We start from the raw sequence: 17,110 nt of genomic DNA, 5'->3' as shown, positions 1-17,110 counted from the left end.
CAGATGAACAAACATTACAACCTGCAGACCAGCTGCCGGGATACCAAGCTCAATGACAAGGCAACGATGCTGGGCCATGCCACCATGGTCATGGCCTGCTGCCGACGTTCTTCAAGCTTCCAGATACGTACGCTGCACTACTGGCTCGCTCCCGCCATCGAGCACGCACAGATCATCATGCTCTTCGACTCCTCATCTACCCCCCGAGGTTTTCTCATCTGGGCGCACCTGGCGCCCGATACCGAACAACGCTTTGTGCAGGACCCGAATTTCCTGTTGCACCCCAGCGAGTGGAATGAGGGGGGACGGGCCTGGGTGATCGATTTCTGCTTCCCTGGCGGCGCTGTCAAGGAAGCGCTTGCCATGTTCCGGAAGCATTTGCGCGAAGCCGGCGTCAGCCAGATTTCCTGGGCACGCAGACGCGCTGACTATTCGATCCGGCGCGTTGGAAGCTGCAGAACATGAATGTCCTGGCCGGAAAAAGGATCCACTCGCATAAATAGTTGTACACACAAACGTCACCATTGGTGCCATTTTTGTGTGCACTTTCACAACGTAACGCCCCAATAAGTTACACATCAATCGCTATAAAATTTGACCAAATGATCAACTAATTCAACATCATAAATTTTAAACCTGTTCATTCGGTCAGTTTATAATCGACTACTTTCATTAACTTACCTACCAATTAGATCGATTCGAAATAAAAGCTACACCGCACTCCGATTCCGTCTGGCATGGAACTGGCTTTTGTGTGCTCGTGTTTTGTATACAAATTCAACAAAACATAAATACACAAGAACTCGCAGCGCCGCCCCATCGGCGGCCGTTGCGCCCAGAACCCAGTGATGCCAACGCCTGCACCGACGAGATGGCGAGCCCGTGCGCCAGCGCCCGCTCATCGCAGTCACGCGCATCAGGAGCCGCCGGAATGAGTAGCAGCCTCCCCCTTGCCCCTGAACTTTCCGTTGCCAGCACCCATCCCTCGACCACCAGCCTCGAAGGCCACCCGGCCAACCTCGAGCTGAGCCCACGCCTGCACAACCGCGACCTCGCCCCGACCAAACTCGAAGGCCGCCGCTGGGGCGGCTACAGCATCTTCGCGCTTTGGACCAACGATGTGCACAACATCGCCAACTACTCGTTCGCCATGGGGCTGTTCGCCCTGGGTCTGGGCGGCTGGCAGATCCTGCTGTCACTGGCGATCGGCGCGGCGCTGGTGTACTTCTTCATGAACCTGTCCGGCTACATGGGGCAGAAGACCGGCGTGCCGTTCCCGGTGATCAGCCGTATCGCCTTTGGTATCCACGGCGCGCAGATCCCGGCGCTGATCCGCGCGGTGATCGCCATCGCCTGGTTCGGCATCCAGACCTACCTGGCCTCGGTGGTGTTGCGCGTGCTGCTGACCGCGGTGTGGCCGCAGGTGGCGGCCTTCGATCACGACAGCATCCTCGGCCTGTCGAGCCTGGGCTGGGTGTGCTTCGTGGCGATCTGGCTGGTGCAGCTGGTGATCCTTGCCTACGGCATGGAAATGGTGCGCCGCTATGAGGCGTTCGCCGGACCGGTGATCCTGCTCACCGTGGCCAGCCTTGCCGTGTTCATGTACTTCAAGGCCGATGCGCGCATCGCCTGGTCGGTGGCCGAGCCCCTGAGCGGCTACGAGATGTGGCGCAACATCTTTGCCGGCGGCGCGCTGTGGCTGGCGATCTACGGCACCCTGGTGCTCAACTTCTGCGACTTCGCCCGCAGCTCGCCATGCCGCAAGACCATCCGCGTCGGCAACTTCTGGGGCCTGCCGGTGAACATCCTGGTGTTCGCAGCGATCACCGTGGTGCTGTGCGGCGCGCAGTTCCAGATCAACGGCCAGATCATCGACAGCCCGACGCAGATCGTCGCCAGCATCCCCAACACCGCGTTCCTGGTGCTCGGTTGCCTGGCCTTCCTGATCGTCACCGTGGCAGTGAACATCATGGCCAACTTCGTCGCCCCGGCCTTCGTGCTCAGCAACCTGGCGCCGCGACACCTGAACTTCCGCCGCGCCGGGCTGATCAGCGCCACCCTGGCGGTGCTGATCCTGCCGTGGAACCTGTACAACAGCCCGCTGGTGATCGTGTACTTCCTCTCCGGCCTCGGCGCCCTGCTCGGCCCGCTGTACGGGGTGATCATGGCCGACTACTGGCTGCTGCGCAGGGGCCGCATCAATGTGCCCGAGCTGTACAGCGAGAACCCCGCCGGCGCCTACCACTACACCAAGGGCATCAACCTGCGCGCAGTGGCGGCATTCATCCCCGCCGCGCTGCTGGCCATCGTCCTGGCGCTGGTACCGAACTTCCACAGCGTCGCGCCGTTCTCGTGGCTGATCGGTGCCGGCATCGCCGCCGCCGTGTACCTGCTGATCGCGCCGCGCCATGTCCAGTACCACGACGTCAGCGGTGAATGCATCGCCGTCGACCACAGCAGCCACTAAATTCAGGGAGATCCGTCATGCGTATTCTGATCGCCAACGTCAACACCACCGCCGCCATCACCGAAGCCATTGCTGAACAGGCGCGCAGCGTGGCCGCCCCCGGCACCGAGATCGTCGGCCTGACCCCGTGGTTCGGCGCCGAGTCGGTGGAAGGCAATTTCGAAAGCTACCTGGCCGCCATCGCGGTGATGGACCGGGTGCTGGCCTACGACCAGCCCTTCGACGCCGTGATCCAGGCCGGCTACGGCGAGCATGGCCGCGAAGGCCTGCAGGAGCTGCTGGACGTGCCGGTGGTGGACATCACCGATGCCGCCGCCAGCACCGCCATGTACCTGGGCCACGCCTACTCGGTGGTGACCACCCTGGACCGCACCGTGCCGCTGATCGAGGACCGCCTGAAACTGTCCGGGCTATACGAGCGCTGCGCCTCGGTGCGCGCCAGCGGCCTGGCAGTGCTGGAGCTGGAAGCCGATCCACGGCGTGCGGTGGAGGCCATCGTCGAGCAGGCCGAGCGCGCCGTGCGCGAGGACAAGGCCGAGGTGATCTGCCTGGGATGCGGCGGCATGGCCGGGCTCGACGAGCAGATTCGCCAGCGCACCGGGGTGCCGGTGGTGGACGGCGTGAGCGCGGCGGTGACCATCGCTGAATCGCTGGTGCGGATGGGGCTGAGCACCTCCAAAGTGCGTACCTATGCCACGCCGAGGGTGAAGAAGGTGGTGGGCTGGCCGATGCGCTTCGGGCGCTGAGAGACTCGGCGCATGCTCAGGCCCTATCGCCGGCAAGCCGGCTCCCACAGGACACTGCAGCCCTTGTGGAGCCGGCTTGCCGGCGATAGGGTCAGTTTCGTCAGCGCAACAGCCGTGCCAGTCGCTCGCCACTGCCACACGCCAAGGTGAACCCCAGCGCACCATGCCCCAGGTTCAACCACAAGTTGCGATACCGCGTGGCCTCGATGATCGGCACCCCGGTCGGCGTCGCCGGCCGCATCCCCGCCCACTCCACCGCCTGCGCGTAATCAGCGGCCTGCGGCAGGGTCTCGCGCGCCAGCCGACGCATGCTCGCCAGCCTGCCGGCATCCACCGCCTCGTCATAACCGACGATGTCCACCATCGCCGCCACCCGCAGTTGATCGTCCAATCGGGCATAGACAATCTTGCGTTCGTAGTCGGTGATGCTCACCTCGGGCGCCCGGTGCGTGGCACCGACCGGCGCGGTCAGGCTGTAGCCCTTCAATGGGTAGATCGGCAGCTGCAAGCCGGGCAAGGCCAGGCCGGCGCTACGGTGCCCGGCGCTGAGCACCAGGCGCTGCACCTCCAACTGCTCACCGCCCAGCTCCAGCGCGGCCACACGATCATCGCGCGCTATCAGCCGGGTCACCGGCCGCCCCAACAGCAACCGGCACTGCCCTGATGCCTTCAGGCGCTCGGCCAGGCGCAGGCAGAAGCGATGACAGTCGGCGACCTCCTCGTCTGCCGTGAACACGCCGCCCACGAAAGGGGCTTCGGCAAGCGCCGGGTCGAGCCCGCGCAGATCGGCGGCATTCAAAACCCGTTGCGTGTCGGGATCCAGCAGGTGTTGGCGGCCGTGCTCGAATGCGCGCTGGGTTCGAAACGCGACCAGCTTGCCATTGCGTCGCTAGGCGAAGCCATCGAGACCGTCCTCTTCACGCCAGCGGGCGAGAGCGGCCTGGCTTTGCAAGGCCAGATCCAGCAACTGGGCGGCATTGCGCCGATTGATCCGGGTACGGCAGGCCATGACGAAGGCCGCCAGCCAGCGCCACTGCGCGGTATCCAAACGTAGCCGCAGACGTAGCGGCGAATCGCCGCGCAACAGCCAGCCCAGCGCTTGCCATGGCACCCCGGCATCGGCCAGCGGCGCCACGTAGCGATATGACAACTGCCCGCCATTGGCGAAGCTGGTCGCGCTGGCCAGGGTGTCGCGGGCTTCGACCAGGTCGACCTGCCAGCCTTCGCGCACCAGTGCATAGGCCGTGGCCAGCCCGACAACGCCGCCACCGATCACCGTTACCCGCTCCATCGGCACATCCCTGCCCAGCCCAGAAAGCCAGACAGTAACAGCAGGTCAGGTCGGGCAGCCAGGCTCGCCGTTATCCAGGCCTTGGCGCACGTTACGGCTGAGCAGGGTCGCCTTGCCATCGCGCCAGGTCAGCGTCAGCACGTACAGGGAGTCGAAATCGTCGCGGTGCCAGTCCTCGGTGAGCACCCGGTCTTCGCCCAGGGCCTTGCCGGCCACGGTGTTGATCAGCTCCGGCAGATACCCCCGCGACCAGGCCGTGTAGACCGTCGCATTGCGATACTTGTCACTGAGCAGTTCGTCGGCCAGCGCGGCCGTGTCGTTGGCGCCGTAGTCGATATTGACCGGCAAACCGAGGCGGATGGCCGCGGGGCTGATGGTCATCAGCGGGCGGATGTAACTGTAGCGCTCGTCCTGGCTGCCCTCCTCGACACCTCGTGAAGGGTTGGCGGCGAAGACGTAGTCGGCATCGCCGAAACGCTCGGGCAACAGGATGGCCAGGTCCAGGGCGCGGTTCAGGCCCTGGCAGTTCAACTGCCCGAGGCCCTCGCCGGGCTTCTCGGCGTGGCGCAGGAAGACCAGGGTCTGGGTCCCGTCGACCGGCTGCGCCCGGCTCTCGACCACGTCCAGGGCCAGCGGCACGGCGGCGGCGGCGAGCGTCAGGCTCAACAACAGGTGGCGGCGACGGCGAAGGAAGGCTGGCAGCTTCATACAGGGCGGACTCTATGTGGCACTGGATATCGGGTTGCCCCGCCACATGTCCCTGTCGTGATTGCCATCCTTGGCAGCGAGTGAGGCTCAGAGTGCCTGCGGCCCGTTTGGTTCCTCCATGACTGCACATACCTTCCTTGGACAATCAGCACCTTAGCGCATCGGTGTTGCTGAATTATTGCGCGCGGTTCAGTCGTCGCGGGTCAGACGCGAAGACTTGAATCGATCCATTTCAAGAGCAACGTCATAGCGCATCTGTGTAGCGGTCTCGAAAAACAACCAGACATATACCCAACACGATAGCGAAGGACTTCCACAACACCACATCAACCCCATTGAGCGTTTCACGATGCAAGAACAGCATACCCAGCGCCCCGGCAGTGAACAGGCTCAAGCCAAGCCATGTACGCAGCCGGGGAGACCTCAACCAACGATCGATGGCAAAACCTATGAATAGCGACAGGGCTACCTGGACAGGATCCTCGTACATTGGCGGTTACTACCCAGGGACGACCATCGATATCGAAGGTGGCACGATAGCTCCGGCAATACCGTATCAAACACCCGTAGACGTCCGATAAGCAGGTGGGAAACTTCCTAAATCAAGCAACTAACATCACAGCGCAAACTCTTCATCAGCCGCTTCCCAGCCATGAGGGGCCTTGAAGGACTTAATGAACTTGATGTTCTGCCATTTGTACACCGAGTAAACGCGCAAGCTGCCCATCAATCGTCGCGGGTCAGCACTTCCAGCAACTCGATCTCGAACGTAAGGTCCGAATTCGGCGGAATCGCACCGACCGAGCGTTCGCCATAACCCAGGTGCGCCGGTACCTGCAGCTTGCGCTTGCCACCCACGCGCATGCCCATCAGGCCCTGGTCCCAGCCCTTGATCACCCGGCCGGTACCGATGACGCACTGAAAGGGTTTGCCGCGTGCCCAGGAGGAATCGAATTCACGGCCGTCAGCCAGGGTGCCGCGGTACTGGGTGGTGATCAGCGCACCCTTGACCACGGCCTTGCCGTCGCCTTCCTGAAGATCGATGACTTGCAGCTCACTGCTCATGGCAGGTTCCTCGAAGCGGTTTTTCGTGGCCGCCGTTTTCTCAGGAATGCGCAGGTTTGGCAAGACGAGCTGTGTCAGGTGGGGGCGAACTGGTCGAAGACCTGTTGGCCGGTGAGTTTCCTGGTCTCGTTCTTGAAGCAATACCAGGCGGGCTGTTCGTCGACGAATATCTGCTCGGTGAAGCTCCAGTCACCCTCGCCATCAAGCAGACCGACCGGTACGACGTACATGTCGCTCTCTTTCAGGCGGTAGAACAGATGCGTGCCGCACTGGCCGCAGAAGCCGCGCTGGGCCCAGGGAGAGGAGTCATAGGCGATGGGGGTCGGGCCTTCGATGGCTGGGGGCTCGGTGCATTGCACTGCCAGCAGCGGGCCGCCGGTCCATTTGCGGCACATGCTGCAATGGCAAGCGCTGACATGGTTATTCTCGAGTTTGACACTCAGTCGGGTTTTGCCGCAGAGGCAACTGCCTTGCTTTTCCAGTGACATGGCCCGGGCTCCTTGCTGTTGTTCTTGGGGACTTGGAGTATAGGGTCCGGCCGGTCAAGAGCAAGAACGCGTGTCGATGGGGCTGGGCGGCCCCGACAACGCCATCGTCAGGCAGCACGCCCAATCGGATAGAACGTGCCCCGGCTCCAAACCCCAAGCCACTCCTCCCCGTCGATCTCGCGCGGCACCGCCAGTTCCACCAGTTGGTAGAACACGTTGCGATGGACCAGCGCCTCGAGATTGCCGCGCATCAGCACATAGGGCGAAGGCTCTTGGGTGACCGGATCGAGCTCGACCCGCAGCGGATGGTCCGGCCCGGCCTCGACCTGGTCCTCGACGTTGCTGGTGAAGCGCAATACCTGCTGCTCGCCACTGCCCTGCACGTCGAGCAGCACAGCCACGAACGGCGCGTCATCCACCGTGATACCGACCTTCTCCACCGGCGTGACCAGGAAGTAGTCGTCGCCATCGCGGCGAATGATGGTGGAGAACAGCCGCACCATCGGCTTGCGGCCAATCGGCGTGCCCAAGTAGTACCAGGTGCCGTCACGCGCGATGCGCATGTCGATGTCGCCGCAGAAATCCGGGTTCCACAGGTGCACCGGGGGCAGCCCCTTGTGCGCGGGGATCTGCGCCAGCAGATCGCTGGCCTTGCCGGAATCGCTCATGACTCGCTCGCTCAGTTGCTCATGCCCAGGAGGCTACGAGCGTACTCGCGCATTGGCGCGGCAAGCAAATCCTGTGGTGTGTTGTCGTGGAACGTCAACAAACCGCCGCGACTCTTGATCCGGGCCGTATCGATCAGATAACGGGTGCTGGTCTCGATCAGCATCATCTGTACCACGCCACGGTCCCAGCCCAGGCGATCGACTGCCTGCTCGTCATACCATTCGTCACCGTTGCCGATACGGTCGTCGGTGCGGGCGAAACGGGTGTACAGCACGTAATCGGCGCCGACCGAACGGGCCTCGGCGATCGCGTCCTCAAGCCCCAGGGGGCCTTGGGCACGGCGCACCAGCGGGAAGTACTCGACGAAACTCTTGAAGGCCTCCTCGGCCACTGCGTTCTGCCGTGGTACCGGCCCCTTGCCCGGTGGCACGAAGGCGCCCTGGCCGATGAAGATGAACGAGTCCGGCTGCAAGCGGATCGACAGGGTACGAGTGGTGTCGCTGTGATCCAGCAGACCCGCATCACTCATGTGGTAACGGACGCCCTCGCCCATATCGCTGACATTCATGCAGCCGCTCAACGCCATCAGCGCCAGCAGCAAGACCAGGCTACGCATCTTTCCTCCAGAAACCGGTGACGAAAAACCGGCGAATAGCCGCAGGATGCAGCTTTTGCGCCAGAGTCAGCCGCCGATCACCTTCATCACCATCACATCACCGGAAAATGCCACATCCTGCTTGTCCGCCAGGGCCTTCACCAATAACCGCTGCAATGCCGGAAGCGCTTGATGACGGGGCTTGTCGAGCAGTTCACCGACAAAATGACGGTTACTCGACGACAGGCAACCATGCAGCCAGCCGGTGGACGACAGGCGCAGGCGCGAGCAACTGCGACAGAATGGCACGCTCTCGTTGGCGATCACCCCGAAATGACCTTTGCCGGGAATGCGATAGCGCAAGGCAGTGGCATCCAGCGGGCGTGGCGCCTGTTCGTAGGCATGGGACTGCCCGATCAGTGCCAGCAGTTGTTCCAGGCCTACGAACTGCTGCAGGAAGGCGTTGCCATCACGCGCCAGGTGGCCCATGCGCATCAGCTCGATGAAACGCAGCTCGTAGCCGCGCTCGAGGCAGTAGTCGAGCAGCGGCAGCACCTGGTCGAGATTCTGCCCGCGCATGGGCACCATGTTGACCTTGATCGCCATCCCCGCGTCACTGGCCTGGGCCATGCCCGCCAGCACGCTGGCCAGGTCGCCGCCGCGGGCGATGCGGCGAAAGGCCGTGGCATCGAGGGTGTCGAGCGAGACATTGAGCCGGCGGATACCTGCGTCACGCAGCAGCGGGAGCTTGCGGGCGAGCAACTGGCCGTTGGTGGTCAGGCTGATGTCCTCGAGCCCCAGCCCGGCCACCGCGCCGAGGAAGGCCTCCAGGCGCGGGCTCACCAGCGGCTCGCCACCGGTAATGCGCAGCCGCTCCACCCCGGCCGCCTCGACCAGGTACGCCACGCCCCGGGCCAGGGCATCCGCCGTGAGCTCGTCCTGCGCCGCCACCAGGCGCTTGCCGTCAGGCACGCAGTAGGTGCAGGCATAGTTGCAGGCAGCAGTCAGGCTGACGCGCAGGTTGCGAAAGCGCCTGCCTTGACGATCGACGATCATGGATGACTCCGGCATGGATGAATCGGGCCGGCAAAACCTGACTCAAAAATCAGGTTTTTGCAAGCCTTCCTGTCGAAGCCTTGAAGCGAGGATGCCTGGCGAAGGTCGACAGGCATCGGGGGAACGCCTTTAGTTCGCGCCTTCCGGATCGCGCTTGCGCTTGTTGCCCATGCGCACGCCGATGTCCATGAGGAACTGGAAGAAGCCCTCCTGGTCCTCGAGCACGTTGCTCCAGAACGGCGAGTGATACAGCGCCACGGCGCCATGGACCAGGGCCCAGGCCGCGCAATAATGGAAGTAAGGCGGCACGTCCTCGAGCTTGCCCTCGCTGATGCGTCCCTTGATCAATTGCGTGAGGCGGTCGAAGTTGGAGGCACGGATGCTGTGTAACTGCTCGACCATTTCCGGCACCTGGTTGCCCTTGACCACCTTTTCTTCCAGGCGGTCGAACAGCCGGTAACGCTGCGGGTCACGCATGCGGAACTCGAAGTAGGCGCGCGACAGGGCCTCCTTGTCACGGTCGACGTCAGCCGAGTGCAGCAGCGCGTTCAGGTCGCGCTCGTAGTCGAGCATCAGGCGCAGGTAGATCTCCGCCTTGGACTTGAAGTGCTTGTAGATCGTGCCTTTGCCGATGCCCACGGCGTCGGCGATCATCTCGACGGTGACACTGTCTTCACCTTGTTCGAGAAACAGCTTGAGCGCCGTGTCGAGGATCTCTTGTTCGCGACGGCGAAACTCACGGACCTTGCGAGGTTCTTTCTGCATAAGAAGGACTGGGATGACAATCGAAGCGGATTATTATGCCTAACTGGCGGCAAAATGCACGGATCTTCCAACCATGTCTGTGTTTCTTGATGAGTTCGAGCAGGCCCCGGGCCTGTGTTACCTGAACCACGCGGCAATCGGCCCCTGGCCACGCCGGGCCGCCGAGGCCGTGGCAAGCTTCGCCCGTGACAATGTACGCCTGGGTGCCAGCGGTTATCCGGCCTGGCTGGCCACCGAGCGACGCCTGCGCGAACGCCTGGCACGCCTGCTCAATGCCCCCACCAGCGGTGATATCGCCCTGGTGGGCAACACCTCGCAGGCGCTGTCGCTGGTGGCCTTCGGCCTGGACTGGCAGCCCGGCGACCAGGTCGTCATCAGCGACGAGGAGTTCCCCTCCAACCGCGTGGTCTGGCAGGCGCTGGCCGACCGTGGGGTCGAGGTGGTTGAAGCGAGCCTGGCCGGCGCCGACCCGGAAGCGGCGCTGCTCGCCGCCTGCGGTCCACGGGCGCGACTGCTCTCGGTCAGCGCCGTGCAGTTTGCCAGCGGCCTGCGCCTGGACCTGGCACGCCTCGGCGCCGCCTGCCGCCAGCGCGGCGTGCTGTTGTGCATCGACGCCATCCAGCAGGTGGGCGCCCTGCCCTTCGATGTACAGCGTTATCAGTGCGACTTCGCCATGGCCGACGGCCACAAGTGGATGCTCGGCCCAGAGGGGCTGGGCGTGTTCTATTGCCGTAGCGAACTGCGCAGACAGTTGAAACTGCACGCCTACGGCTGGCACATGCTGGAACACCTCGGCGACTTCGAGCGCCGCGAGTGGCAACCGGCACGCAGCGCGCGGCGCTTCGAATGCGGCAGTCCGAACATGCTCGGCGCCTGCGCGCTGGAAGCGAGCCTGTCACTGCTGGAAGATGTGGGCATGGCAGTGGTCGCCGAACAGTTGGGGCTGCGGGTCGAGCAACTGCATCAAGGTTTACTGGCGATCCCCGGCGTACAGGTGCACAGCCCGGCTGATTCTTCACGGCGAGCAGGGATCATCAGCTTCAACATCGATGGCCACGCCAACGCCGACATTTATCGAGCCTTGGGCAGCCAGGGGGTGATTTGCGCCCTGCGCGGTCCTGGCGTGCGATTTTCCCCACATTTCTATACCGACCAGCGCCTGATCGACGAAGTACTGCGCCAGGTTCGCCAATTGGCAATGCATTGATCGCGCAAGGGGCTGCGCACGTATTCCAAATCTGTTTAAAAAACGATCAACAGCCGCTGGCAGCGCGCCAATCCTGGCCAATACTTGAAGTGTTGGCGCGGCACCCCCCCCCAAGTGGCGCGCCGATAAAGGTGCCCAGGGACCGTGTACCTTTGTTTTACTCCTAATGGTCTTAACCCGGATTCCCCCCCCAGAACCCGGGTTTTTTTTGTCCGGGCCTCAAGCTTTGGGGCGAAATTCTCAGGCCACCCGCGCCAGCGGGAACAAGCGCTTGAAGTTCTCGGTGGTCTGCCCGGCCAGCTGCTCATAGCTCACACCGCGCAACGACGCCACGTACTCGGCCACTTCCCGCACGTACTGCGGCAGGTTCGGCTTGCCGCGGTGCGGGATCGGCGCCAGGTACGGCGAGTCGGTCTCCACCAGCAGGCGGTCCACCGGCACCTGCCGGGCCACCTCGCGCAGGGCATCGGCATTGCGGAAGGTGACGATGCCGGACAACGAGATGTAATAGCCCAGGTCCAGCGCGGCCTTGGCCATCGGCCAGTCCTCGGTGAAGCAATGCAGCACACCGGCCTGAGGCAGGCTGGCCTCGCGCAGCAGCGCCAGGGTGTCCTCGCGGGCCGCACGGGTGTGGACGATGACCGGCTTGCCGGTCTGCCGGGAGGCTTCCAGGTGCAGGCGGAACGAAGCCTGCTGCAACTCGGCGGCTTCCGGCTCGTAGTGGTAGTCCAGGCCCGTTTCACCAATGGCCACCACGTGCGGGTGGGCCAGCTCGCGCAACAGCCACTCCAGGGCCGGCGTCTCACCGGGCGCCAGGTCGAGCGGGTGCACGCCCACCGAGCAGTCGACATCGGCGTAACGCTCGCTCAACGCCTTGACCGCACCAGCATTCTCGGCACTGACGCCAATGCACAGGAAATGCCCCACCCCACGCTCGCGGGCCGCCTGCAGGGCGGCGTCGAGGGAACCCTGGTGGGCACTGAGATCGAGACGGTCGAGGTGGCAATGGGAATCTACGAGCATGGGAACACGACACACATTAGGGGAGCGGTGGAAATCAACGCATGCCCGGCAGCTGCACCCAGTGGGCGAGCAACGCTTCGAGCAGCAGTACACGATTGAGGTTGGCCTTGCCCAGCACCTTCTGGCGCTGCTCGAGAATCCACGCCTGGACCTCGAGCACCTTGGCCTGCCGGCTCTTCTGCGCCAGGTACTGCAACACCTTGCGCATGTCGGGCAAGCCTAAACCCTCTTCGTCCTGGGTCAACTGATAACGCAGGATCAAGTGCGACCAGTCGCAGAACCAGTCGAACAGCAGCAACAGGGGCACCGTGTTCCAGGCTTCGGCCAGCTGGGTAGGCGACTGCTGCTGCTTGAGCAGCTTCTTCACCCCTTCGGTAACCAGCGCCCGCTGCTCACGCACGCCCTGGGCCTGCAGGCTGACCGCCATCAGCGGCGAACCCGCGGCCAAGGTCAGCAGCTCTTCGCGCTCCTGTTCGTCGCTGCCTTCGAGCGCGCCGACCAGCCAGGCACGGCTCTGCTCCAGGCTTGGCTGCGGGCAGGCGACCTGCTGGCAGCGACTCTTGATGGTCGGCAGCAGGCGGCTGGGCTGGTGGCTGACCAGCAACAGCACGGTATCGCCAGAGGGCTCCTCCAGGCTTTTGAGCAAGGCGTTGGAGGCATTGATGTTCATCGCCTCCACCGGCTCGATCAGCACCACCTTGCGCCCACCCTGCTGGGCGGTCTGCACCACGAACGACACCAGCTCACGCACCTGGTCGATCTTGATCGGCTTGTCGGCCTCCTCCGGCTCCAGCACGAAGTTGTCCGGGTGGCTGCCGGCCTTGAGCAACAGGCACGCCTTGCACTGGCCGCAGGCATCCAGGCCCTGTGGCTGCTGGCACAACAGCCGCGCCATCAGGCGTTCGGCCAGGGCCCGCTTGCCGATGCCCTGGGGGCCGTGCAGCAGGTAGGCGTGGGCGTGCTGGGCACGCCCGGCCAGTTGCTGCCAGAGCGCCTGCTGCCAGGGGTAGGCCTCAGCCACGGCAACGCTCCAGGATGCCCGGCACCAGGGCGTCGATGGCCTGTTGCACCGCGCTCAAGGGCTGCGCGGCGTCCAGCAGGCGATAGCGCTGTGGCTGCTGGCCTGCGCGCTGCAGGTAGGCCTGGCGCACCGCCTCGAAGAAGGCCTGGCCCTCCTGCTCGAAGCGATCCAGCCGGCCACGGGCCGCAGCGCGGGCCAGGCCGACCTCCACGGGCAGGTCGAAGACCAGGGTGAGGTCCGGGCGCAGCTCGCCCTGCACGAAGCTCTCCAGGATGGCGATACGCTCTACCGAAAGACCGCGGCCGCCGCCCTGGTAGGCGTAGGTGGCGTCGGTGAACCGATCGCACAGCACCACGGCATCACGGGCCAGCGCCGGGCGGATCACTTCGGCCAGGTGCTGGGCGCGGGCGGCGAACATCAGCAGCAGCTCGGTGTCGACCGCCATGCGCTCCTCGCTCGGCGCCAGCAGCAGTTCGCGGATGCGCTCGGCCAACGGCGTGCCGCCGGGTTCGCGGGTCATGACCACATCGACGCCCTGCTCGCGCAGGCGCGCCGCCAGATACTCACGATTGGTGCTCTTGCCCGCGCCTTCGGGGCCTTCCAGGGTGATAAACAAGCCGCTCACGAGCGTTCCTTAGGGTCTTCTGGCACCGACGTATCAGCCGGCGCGGATTCATCGGTGGGGGCCGGCGCGTCGCTTTCAGGTGCGGGCGCAGGGGCCGCGTCAGGCGTCGTCTGCGGTTCGGACGTCGCTGGTTCAGCCTGCGGCGCAGGGCTCGAACGGTAATCCGCCCGCCGCTTGATCTGGAACTCGCGCACCGCGCTGTTGTGATCGTCCAGGTCATCGGAGAACACATGGCTGCCGTCGCCACGGGCGACGAAGTACAAGCTCGAGCCATCGCTTGGGTTCAGCGCGGCGTGGATTGCCTCGCGCCCGACCATGGCGATCGGCGTCGGCGGCAGGCCGGTCATGGTGTAGGTGTTGTAGGGCGTCGGCTCACGCAGGTCGGCGCGGGTGATCTTGCCGTTGTAGCGCTCACCCATGCCGTAGATCACGGTGGGGTCGGTCTGCAGCATCATGCCCAGGCGCATGCGCCGCACGAACACCCCGGCGATCTGCCCGCGCTCCTGCGGAATGCCGGTTTCCTTCTCCACCAGCGAGGCCATGATCAGCGCCTGGTACGGGTCGCGATACGGCAGGTCGGTGCTGCGCTCGGCCCACTCCTTGGCCAGCACTTCGTCCAGGCGCATGTAGGCCTGCTGCAACAACTCGACATCGCTCATGCCGCGCACGAAGCGATAGGTGTCAGGGAAGAAACGGCCCTCGGGGAACACGCCGGTATGACCAAGCTTGTCCATCACCTCGGTATCGGACAGGCCTTCGAGGGTGTGCTTGAGCTTTTCATGCTTCGCCACCGCGGCGCGCACCTGGCGGAACGTCCAGCCCTCGACCAGGGTGAGGTTGTACTGCACCACATCGCCACGCTTCCAGGCATCGAACAACTGCCCCACGGTCATGCCCGGGGTCAGGCGGTATTCACCGGTGTGCAGCGCCGTGCCGGCCATGTTGAAGCGCCAGTACAGGCGTAGCCACAGCGGGTCATCAAGCAGGCCTTCGCCCTGCATCCGGTAGAACATGCGGTTTGGCGTCGTGCCATTGGGCACGTCGAGCATGCGCTCCTGTGCCACTTGCAGCGGCTGCTCCAGGACCGAGTTGACCTTCCAGGCGGCCCAGCCCAATGCCAGGCCGGCGAGGATCAAGCTCATTTCCAGCAGCAGCAGGAATTTGCGTCTCACGAATCAGGTATCCAGTAACGTACGGGCAACGGCCTGCAGTTTACGGGTGAGCGGCCCTGCCGGCCAGTTCAGCGCGGCGAATTCACGCACGGGCCAGATGCCGTAGACACTGTTGCAGACGAATACCTCGTCGGCCTGCTCCAAAGCCTCCATCGGCAAGTCCCGCACCTGCGTGGGGATACCCAGCAGCGCAGCCTGCTGCAGCAATGCCGCGCGCATCACCCCGGCCACACCGCAACGGCTCAGGTCGGCGGTAAACAATACGCCGTCACGCACCAGGAACAGGTTGCTGTACACCCCTTCGATCACCCGCCCTTGGCCGTCACGCATCAAGCCTTCGGCAAACGCGCTGTCCTGCCATTCGGCACGGGCCAGCACCTGCTCGAGGCGGTTGAGGTGTTTGAGCCCGGCCAGCAGCGGTTGTTCCGCAAGGCGCGTCTCACAGGGGAACAGCCGCACGCCGACCTCGGCATGCTGCACCGGGTAGGCCGGCAAGGGGCCGCCTTGCAGGATACGCCGCGCCCGCGCGCCGGCCAGCGGGGCATAGCCGCGCTGGCTGTCGCCACGGGTCAGGATCAGCTTGGCAACGCCTTCGCCCAGTTGCCGGGCGAATTGCAACAGTTCATTGCGAACCAGCATCAGGTCGGCTTCGATCGCCAGGCGCTGGCACCCCAGCGCCAGGCGGTCGAGATGCTGCGCGAGCAGGCTGGGCCTGCCGCCGCGCACGGCGATGGTCTCGAACAGGCCATCGCCGTAGGCCAGGCCACGGTTCTGCAGATTGACCGCAGCCGCGTCCTGGCCATCGATCCAGCTGAGCATCAGCCGGCGAACCGGCGGAACACCAGCGAACCGTTGGTACCGCCAAAGCCGAAGGAGTTGGACAGCACCACGTCGATCGGCATGCTACGCGCCTGGTGCGGCACGAAGTCCAGGTCGCAGCCTTCGTCCGGCTCATCCAGGTTGATGGTCGGCGGCGCCATCTGGCTGTTGATCGCCAGGACGCTGAAGATCGCCTCCACAGCACCAGCGGCGCCGAGCAGGTGGCCAGTCATCGACTTGGTCGAACTCACTGCCAGCTTGTAGGCATGCTCGCCGAACACCCGCTTGATCGCAGCCACTTCAGCCACGTCGCCAGCCGGCGTCGAGGTGCCGTGGGCGTTGATATAGCTGACCTCTTGCGGCTGGATACCGGCATCGCGCAGGGCGTTGGCCATGCAACGGGCAGCGCCTTCGCCGGAATCGGGTGGCGAAGTCATGTGGTAGGCGTCACCGCTCATGCCGAAACCAACCAGCTCGGCGTAGATGGTCGCGCCGCGGGCCTTGGCGTGCTCCAGCTCTTCGAGCACCAGGGCGCCGGCGCCATCGGACAGCACGAAGCCGTCACGGCCCTTGTCCCACGGACGGCTGGCACGGGTCGGCTCGTCATTGCGGGTCGACAGCGCGCGGGACGCGCCAAAGCCGCCCATGCCCAGGCCGCAGGCGGCCATCTCGGCGCCACCGGCGATCATCACGTCGGCTTCGCCGTAGGCAATGTTGCGCGCGGCCATGCCGATGCAGTGGGTGCCCGTGGTGCAGGCAGTGGCGATTGCATAGTTCGGACCCTGCAGACCCAGGTGGATCGACAGGAAGCCGGAGATCATGTTGATGATCGAGCCCGGCACGAAGAACGGCGAAATCCGCCGCGGCCCCTGCTCATGCAGGGTACGGCTGGTTTCCTCGATGTTGGTCAGGCCGCCGATCCCCGAACCCATGGCCACGCCGATGCGTTCACGGTTGGCATCGGTGACTTCCAGCCCGGCATTGCGCACCGCCTGGAAACCGGCCGCCAGGCCATACTGAATGAACAGGTCGAGCTTGCGGGCCTCCTTGGCCGACAGGTACTGCTCGACTTCGAAGCCCTTCACCGAGCCGCCAAAACGGGTGGAGTAGGCAGACAGATCCGTATGCTCGATCGGACCAATGCCACTGCGGCCAGCCAGAATGCCCTGCCAGGTGCTCGGTACATCGGTACCCAGTGGCGACAGCATACCCATACCAGTGACCACGACGCGTCTACGCGACACAGTACTCTCCTCATTTCCAAATAACAGAGTCTCTTGCCAGTGCACTTGCCATGGCGAATGGAATGGCAGCAAACCCCGGCTCTCGCAAAGAAAAAACCGCACGCCGGCAAAGGCAGTGCGGTTTTTCCCGACAAGAAGCGTCGACTACA

At 64.3% G+C, this 17,110-nt stretch carries 17 protein-coding genes and 1 pseudogene; 4 read left to right on the top strand and 14 right to left on the bottom strand.

Features of this window, described 5'->3' with window-relative positions; all coding sequences use genetic code 11:
- The first annotated feature begins 3 nt into the window (after positions 1-3).
- The 3 genes from ACODS9_RS19860 (at position 4) to ACODS9_RS19850 (ending at position 3,213) form a co-directional block, all read left to right on the top strand.
- Positions 4-465 carry a toxin-activating lysine-acyltransferase gene (locus tag ACODS9_RS19860; RefSeq protein ID WP_489094562.1) on the top strand — a complete coding sequence of 154 codons (462 nt, stop codon included), beginning with the start codon at positions 4-6 and terminating at the stop codon, positions 463-465.
- A 466-nt stretch (positions 466-931) separates the two neighbouring features.
- Positions 932-2,467, top strand: a complete 1,536-nt coding sequence (locus tag ACODS9_RS19855; RefSeq protein ID WP_401109962.1) for an NCS1 family nucleobase:cation symporter-1 — start codon at positions 932-934, stop codon at positions 2,465-2,467.
- Between the two features lie 17 nt (positions 2,468-2,484).
- Positions 2,485-3,213 carry an aspartate/glutamate racemase family protein gene (locus ACODS9_RS19850; protein ID WP_277503251.1) on the top strand — a complete coding sequence of 243 codons (729 nt, stop codon included), beginning with the start codon at positions 2,485-2,487 and terminating at the stop codon, positions 3,211-3,213.
- Positions 3,214-3,313: 100 nt separating this feature from the next.
- On the opposite strand, the pseudogene ACODS9_RS19845 reads toward ACODS9_RS19850, so the two are convergent.
- The 8 genes and pseudogenes from ACODS9_RS19845 to ACODS9_RS19810 all read right to left on the bottom strand — a co-directional run bounded on the left by ACODS9_RS19845 (position 3,314) and on the right by ACODS9_RS19810 (position 9,850).
- Positions 3,314-4,504 (bottom strand): annotated as a pseudogene (locus tag ACODS9_RS19845) (D-amino acid dehydrogenase).
- Between the two features lie 45 nt (positions 4,505-4,549).
- A complete protein-coding gene (locus ACODS9_RS19840; protein ID WP_489094561.1) occupies positions 4,550-5,212 on the bottom strand; it encodes a histidine phosphatase family protein in 663 nt (220 codons plus the stop codon).
- A 726-nt stretch (positions 5,213-5,938) separates the two neighbouring features.
- The gene (locus ACODS9_RS19835) at positions 5,939-6,277 is read right to left on the bottom strand and encodes an FKBP-type peptidyl-prolyl cis-trans isomerase (RefSeq protein ID WP_110703933.1); all 339 of its coding nucleotides are present in this window, start codon (positions 6,275-6,277) and stop codon (positions 5,939-5,941) included.
- A 74-nt stretch (positions 6,278-6,351) separates the two neighbouring features.
- Positions 6,352-6,765, bottom strand: a complete 414-nt coding sequence (locus ACODS9_RS19830; protein WP_401109972.1) for a GFA family protein — start codon at positions 6,763-6,765, stop codon at positions 6,352-6,354.
- A gap of 107 nt (positions 6,766-6,872) precedes the next feature.
- Entirely contained in the window at positions 6,873-7,433 is a 561-nt protein-coding gene (locus ACODS9_RS19825; RefSeq protein WP_111532699.1) for a DUF1285 domain-containing protein, read from the bottom strand.
- Between the two features lie 11 nt (positions 7,434-7,444).
- Positions 7,445-8,050 (bottom strand): DUF4823 domain-containing protein, encoded by a 606-nt coding sequence (locus ACODS9_RS19820; RefSeq protein WP_489094560.1) that lies wholly within the window; start codon positions 8,048-8,050, stop codon positions 7,445-7,447.
- A 66-nt stretch (positions 8,051-8,116) separates the two neighbouring features.
- A complete protein-coding gene (locus tag ACODS9_RS19815; RefSeq protein ID WP_489094559.1) occupies positions 8,117-9,085 on the bottom strand; it encodes a GTP 3',8-cyclase MoaA in 969 nt (322 codons plus the stop codon).
- Positions 9,086-9,214: 129 nt separating this feature from the next.
- Positions 9,215-9,850, bottom strand: a complete 636-nt coding sequence (locus ACODS9_RS19810) for a TetR/AcrR family transcriptional regulator (RefSeq protein WP_023630645.1) — start codon at positions 9,848-9,850, stop codon at positions 9,215-9,217.
- A gap of 73 nt (positions 9,851-9,923) precedes the next feature.
- Between ACODS9_RS19810 and ACODS9_RS19805 the strand changes: the two genes are divergently transcribed.
- Entirely contained in the window at positions 9,924-11,057 is a 1,134-nt protein-coding gene (locus tag ACODS9_RS19805) for an aminotransferase class V-fold PLP-dependent enzyme (RefSeq protein ID WP_489094558.1), read from the top strand.
- Between the two features lie 240 nt (positions 11,058-11,297).
- Here ACODS9_RS19805 and ACODS9_RS19800 read toward each other — a convergent pair whose 3' ends face one another.
- The 6 genes from ACODS9_RS19800 to fabF are packed head-to-tail and all read right to left on the bottom strand — an operon-like array spanning position 11,298 to position 16,961.
- The gene (locus ACODS9_RS19800; protein ID WP_217866730.1) at positions 11,298-12,080 is read right to left on the bottom strand and encodes a TatD family hydrolase; all 783 of its coding nucleotides are present in this window, start codon (positions 12,078-12,080) and stop codon (positions 11,298-11,300) included.
- Positions 12,081-12,114: 34 nt separating this feature from the next.
- Complete coding sequence (locus ACODS9_RS19795) at positions 12,115-13,101, bottom strand: DNA polymerase III subunit delta' (RefSeq protein ID WP_489094557.1); 987 nt, start codon at positions 13,099-13,101, stop codon at positions 12,115-12,117.
- Positions 13,094-13,726 (bottom strand): dTMP kinase, encoded by a 633-nt coding sequence (tmk, locus tag ACODS9_RS19790; RefSeq protein WP_401109987.1) that lies wholly within the window; start codon positions 13,724-13,726, stop codon positions 13,094-13,096. The genes ACODS9_RS19795 and tmk overlap by 8 nt, the downstream gene beginning before the upstream one ends.
- On the bottom strand, positions 13,723-14,898 hold the full coding sequence (gene mltG, locus ACODS9_RS19785) for an endolytic transglycosylase MltG (protein WP_401109989.1): 1,176 nt from the start codon (positions 14,896-14,898) through the stop codon (positions 13,723-13,725). Before mltG ends, tmk begins: the two co-directional genes overlap by 4 nt.
- Before the next feature lie 3 nt (positions 14,899-14,901).
- Positions 14,902-15,717 (bottom strand): aminodeoxychorismate lyase, encoded by an 816-nt coding sequence (gene pabC / locus ACODS9_RS19780; RefSeq protein ID WP_489094556.1) that lies wholly within the window; start codon positions 15,715-15,717, stop codon positions 14,902-14,904.
- Positions 15,717-16,961, bottom strand: a complete 1,245-nt coding sequence (gene fabF, locus ACODS9_RS19775) for a beta-ketoacyl-ACP synthase II (RefSeq protein WP_046856532.1) — start codon at positions 16,959-16,961, stop codon at positions 15,717-15,719. Before fabF ends, pabC begins: the two co-directional genes overlap by 1 nt.
- Positions 16,962-17,110 lie beyond the last annotated feature (149 nt).

The sequence above is a fragment of the Pseudomonas sp. FG36 genome, assembly GCF_057809275.1.
The sequence above is the reverse complement of the archived record's forward strand: the minus strand, read 5'-3'. Positions and strand labels throughout refer to the sequence as shown.

What these genes read in the sequence shown, in the direction of transcription:
- ACODS9_RS19860 (WP_489094562.1), top strand. Translation starts at nt 4, where the DNA reads ATGAACAAACATTACAACCTGCAGACCAGCTGCCGGGATACCAAGCTC.
- ACODS9_RS19855 (WP_401109962.1), top strand. Translation starts at nt 932, where the DNA reads ATGAGTAGCAGCCTCCCCCTTGCCCCTGAACTTTCCGTTGCCAGCACC.
- ACODS9_RS19850 (WP_277503251.1), top strand. Translation starts at nt 2,485, where the DNA reads ATGCGTATTCTGATCGCCAACGTCAACACCACCGCCGCCATCACCGAA.
- ACODS9_RS19840 (WP_489094561.1), bottom strand. Translation starts at nt 5,212, where the DNA reads ATGAAGCTGCCAGCCTTCCTTCGCCGTCGCCGCCACCTGTTGTTGAGC.
- ACODS9_RS19835 (WP_110703933.1), bottom strand. Translation starts at nt 6,277, where the DNA reads ATGAGCAGTGAGCTGCAAGTCATCGATCTTCAGGAAGGCGACGGCAAG.
- ACODS9_RS19830 (WP_401109972.1), bottom strand. Translation starts at nt 6,765, where the DNA reads ATGTCACTGGAAAAGCAAGGCAGTTGCCTCTGCGGCAAAACCCGACTG.
- ACODS9_RS19825 (WP_111532699.1), bottom strand. Translation starts at nt 7,433, where the DNA reads ATGAGCGATTCCGGCAAGGCCAGCGATCTGCTGGCGCAGATCCCCGCG.
- ACODS9_RS19820 (WP_489094560.1), bottom strand. Translation starts at nt 8,050, where the DNA reads ATGCGTAGCCTGGTCTTGCTGCTGGCGCTGATGGCGTTGAGCGGCTGC.
- ACODS9_RS19815 (WP_489094559.1), bottom strand. Translation starts at nt 9,085, where the DNA reads ATGATCGTCGATCGTCAAGGCAGGCGCTTTCGCAACCTGCGCGTCAGC.
- ACODS9_RS19810 (WP_023630645.1), bottom strand. Translation starts at nt 9,850, where the DNA reads ATGCAGAAAGAACCTCGCAAGGTCCGTGAGTTTCGCCGTCGCGAACAA.
- ACODS9_RS19805 (WP_489094558.1), top strand. Translation starts at nt 9,924, where the DNA reads ATGTCTGTGTTTCTTGATGAGTTCGAGCAGGCCCCGGGCCTGTGTTAC.
- ACODS9_RS19800 (WP_217866730.1), bottom strand. Translation starts at nt 12,080, where the DNA reads ATGCTCGTAGATTCCCATTGCCACCTCGACCGTCTCGATCTCAGTGCC.
- pabC (WP_489094556.1), bottom strand. Translation starts at nt 15,717, where the DNA reads ATGCTCAGCTGGATCGATGGCCAGGACGCGGCTGCGGTCAATCTGCAG.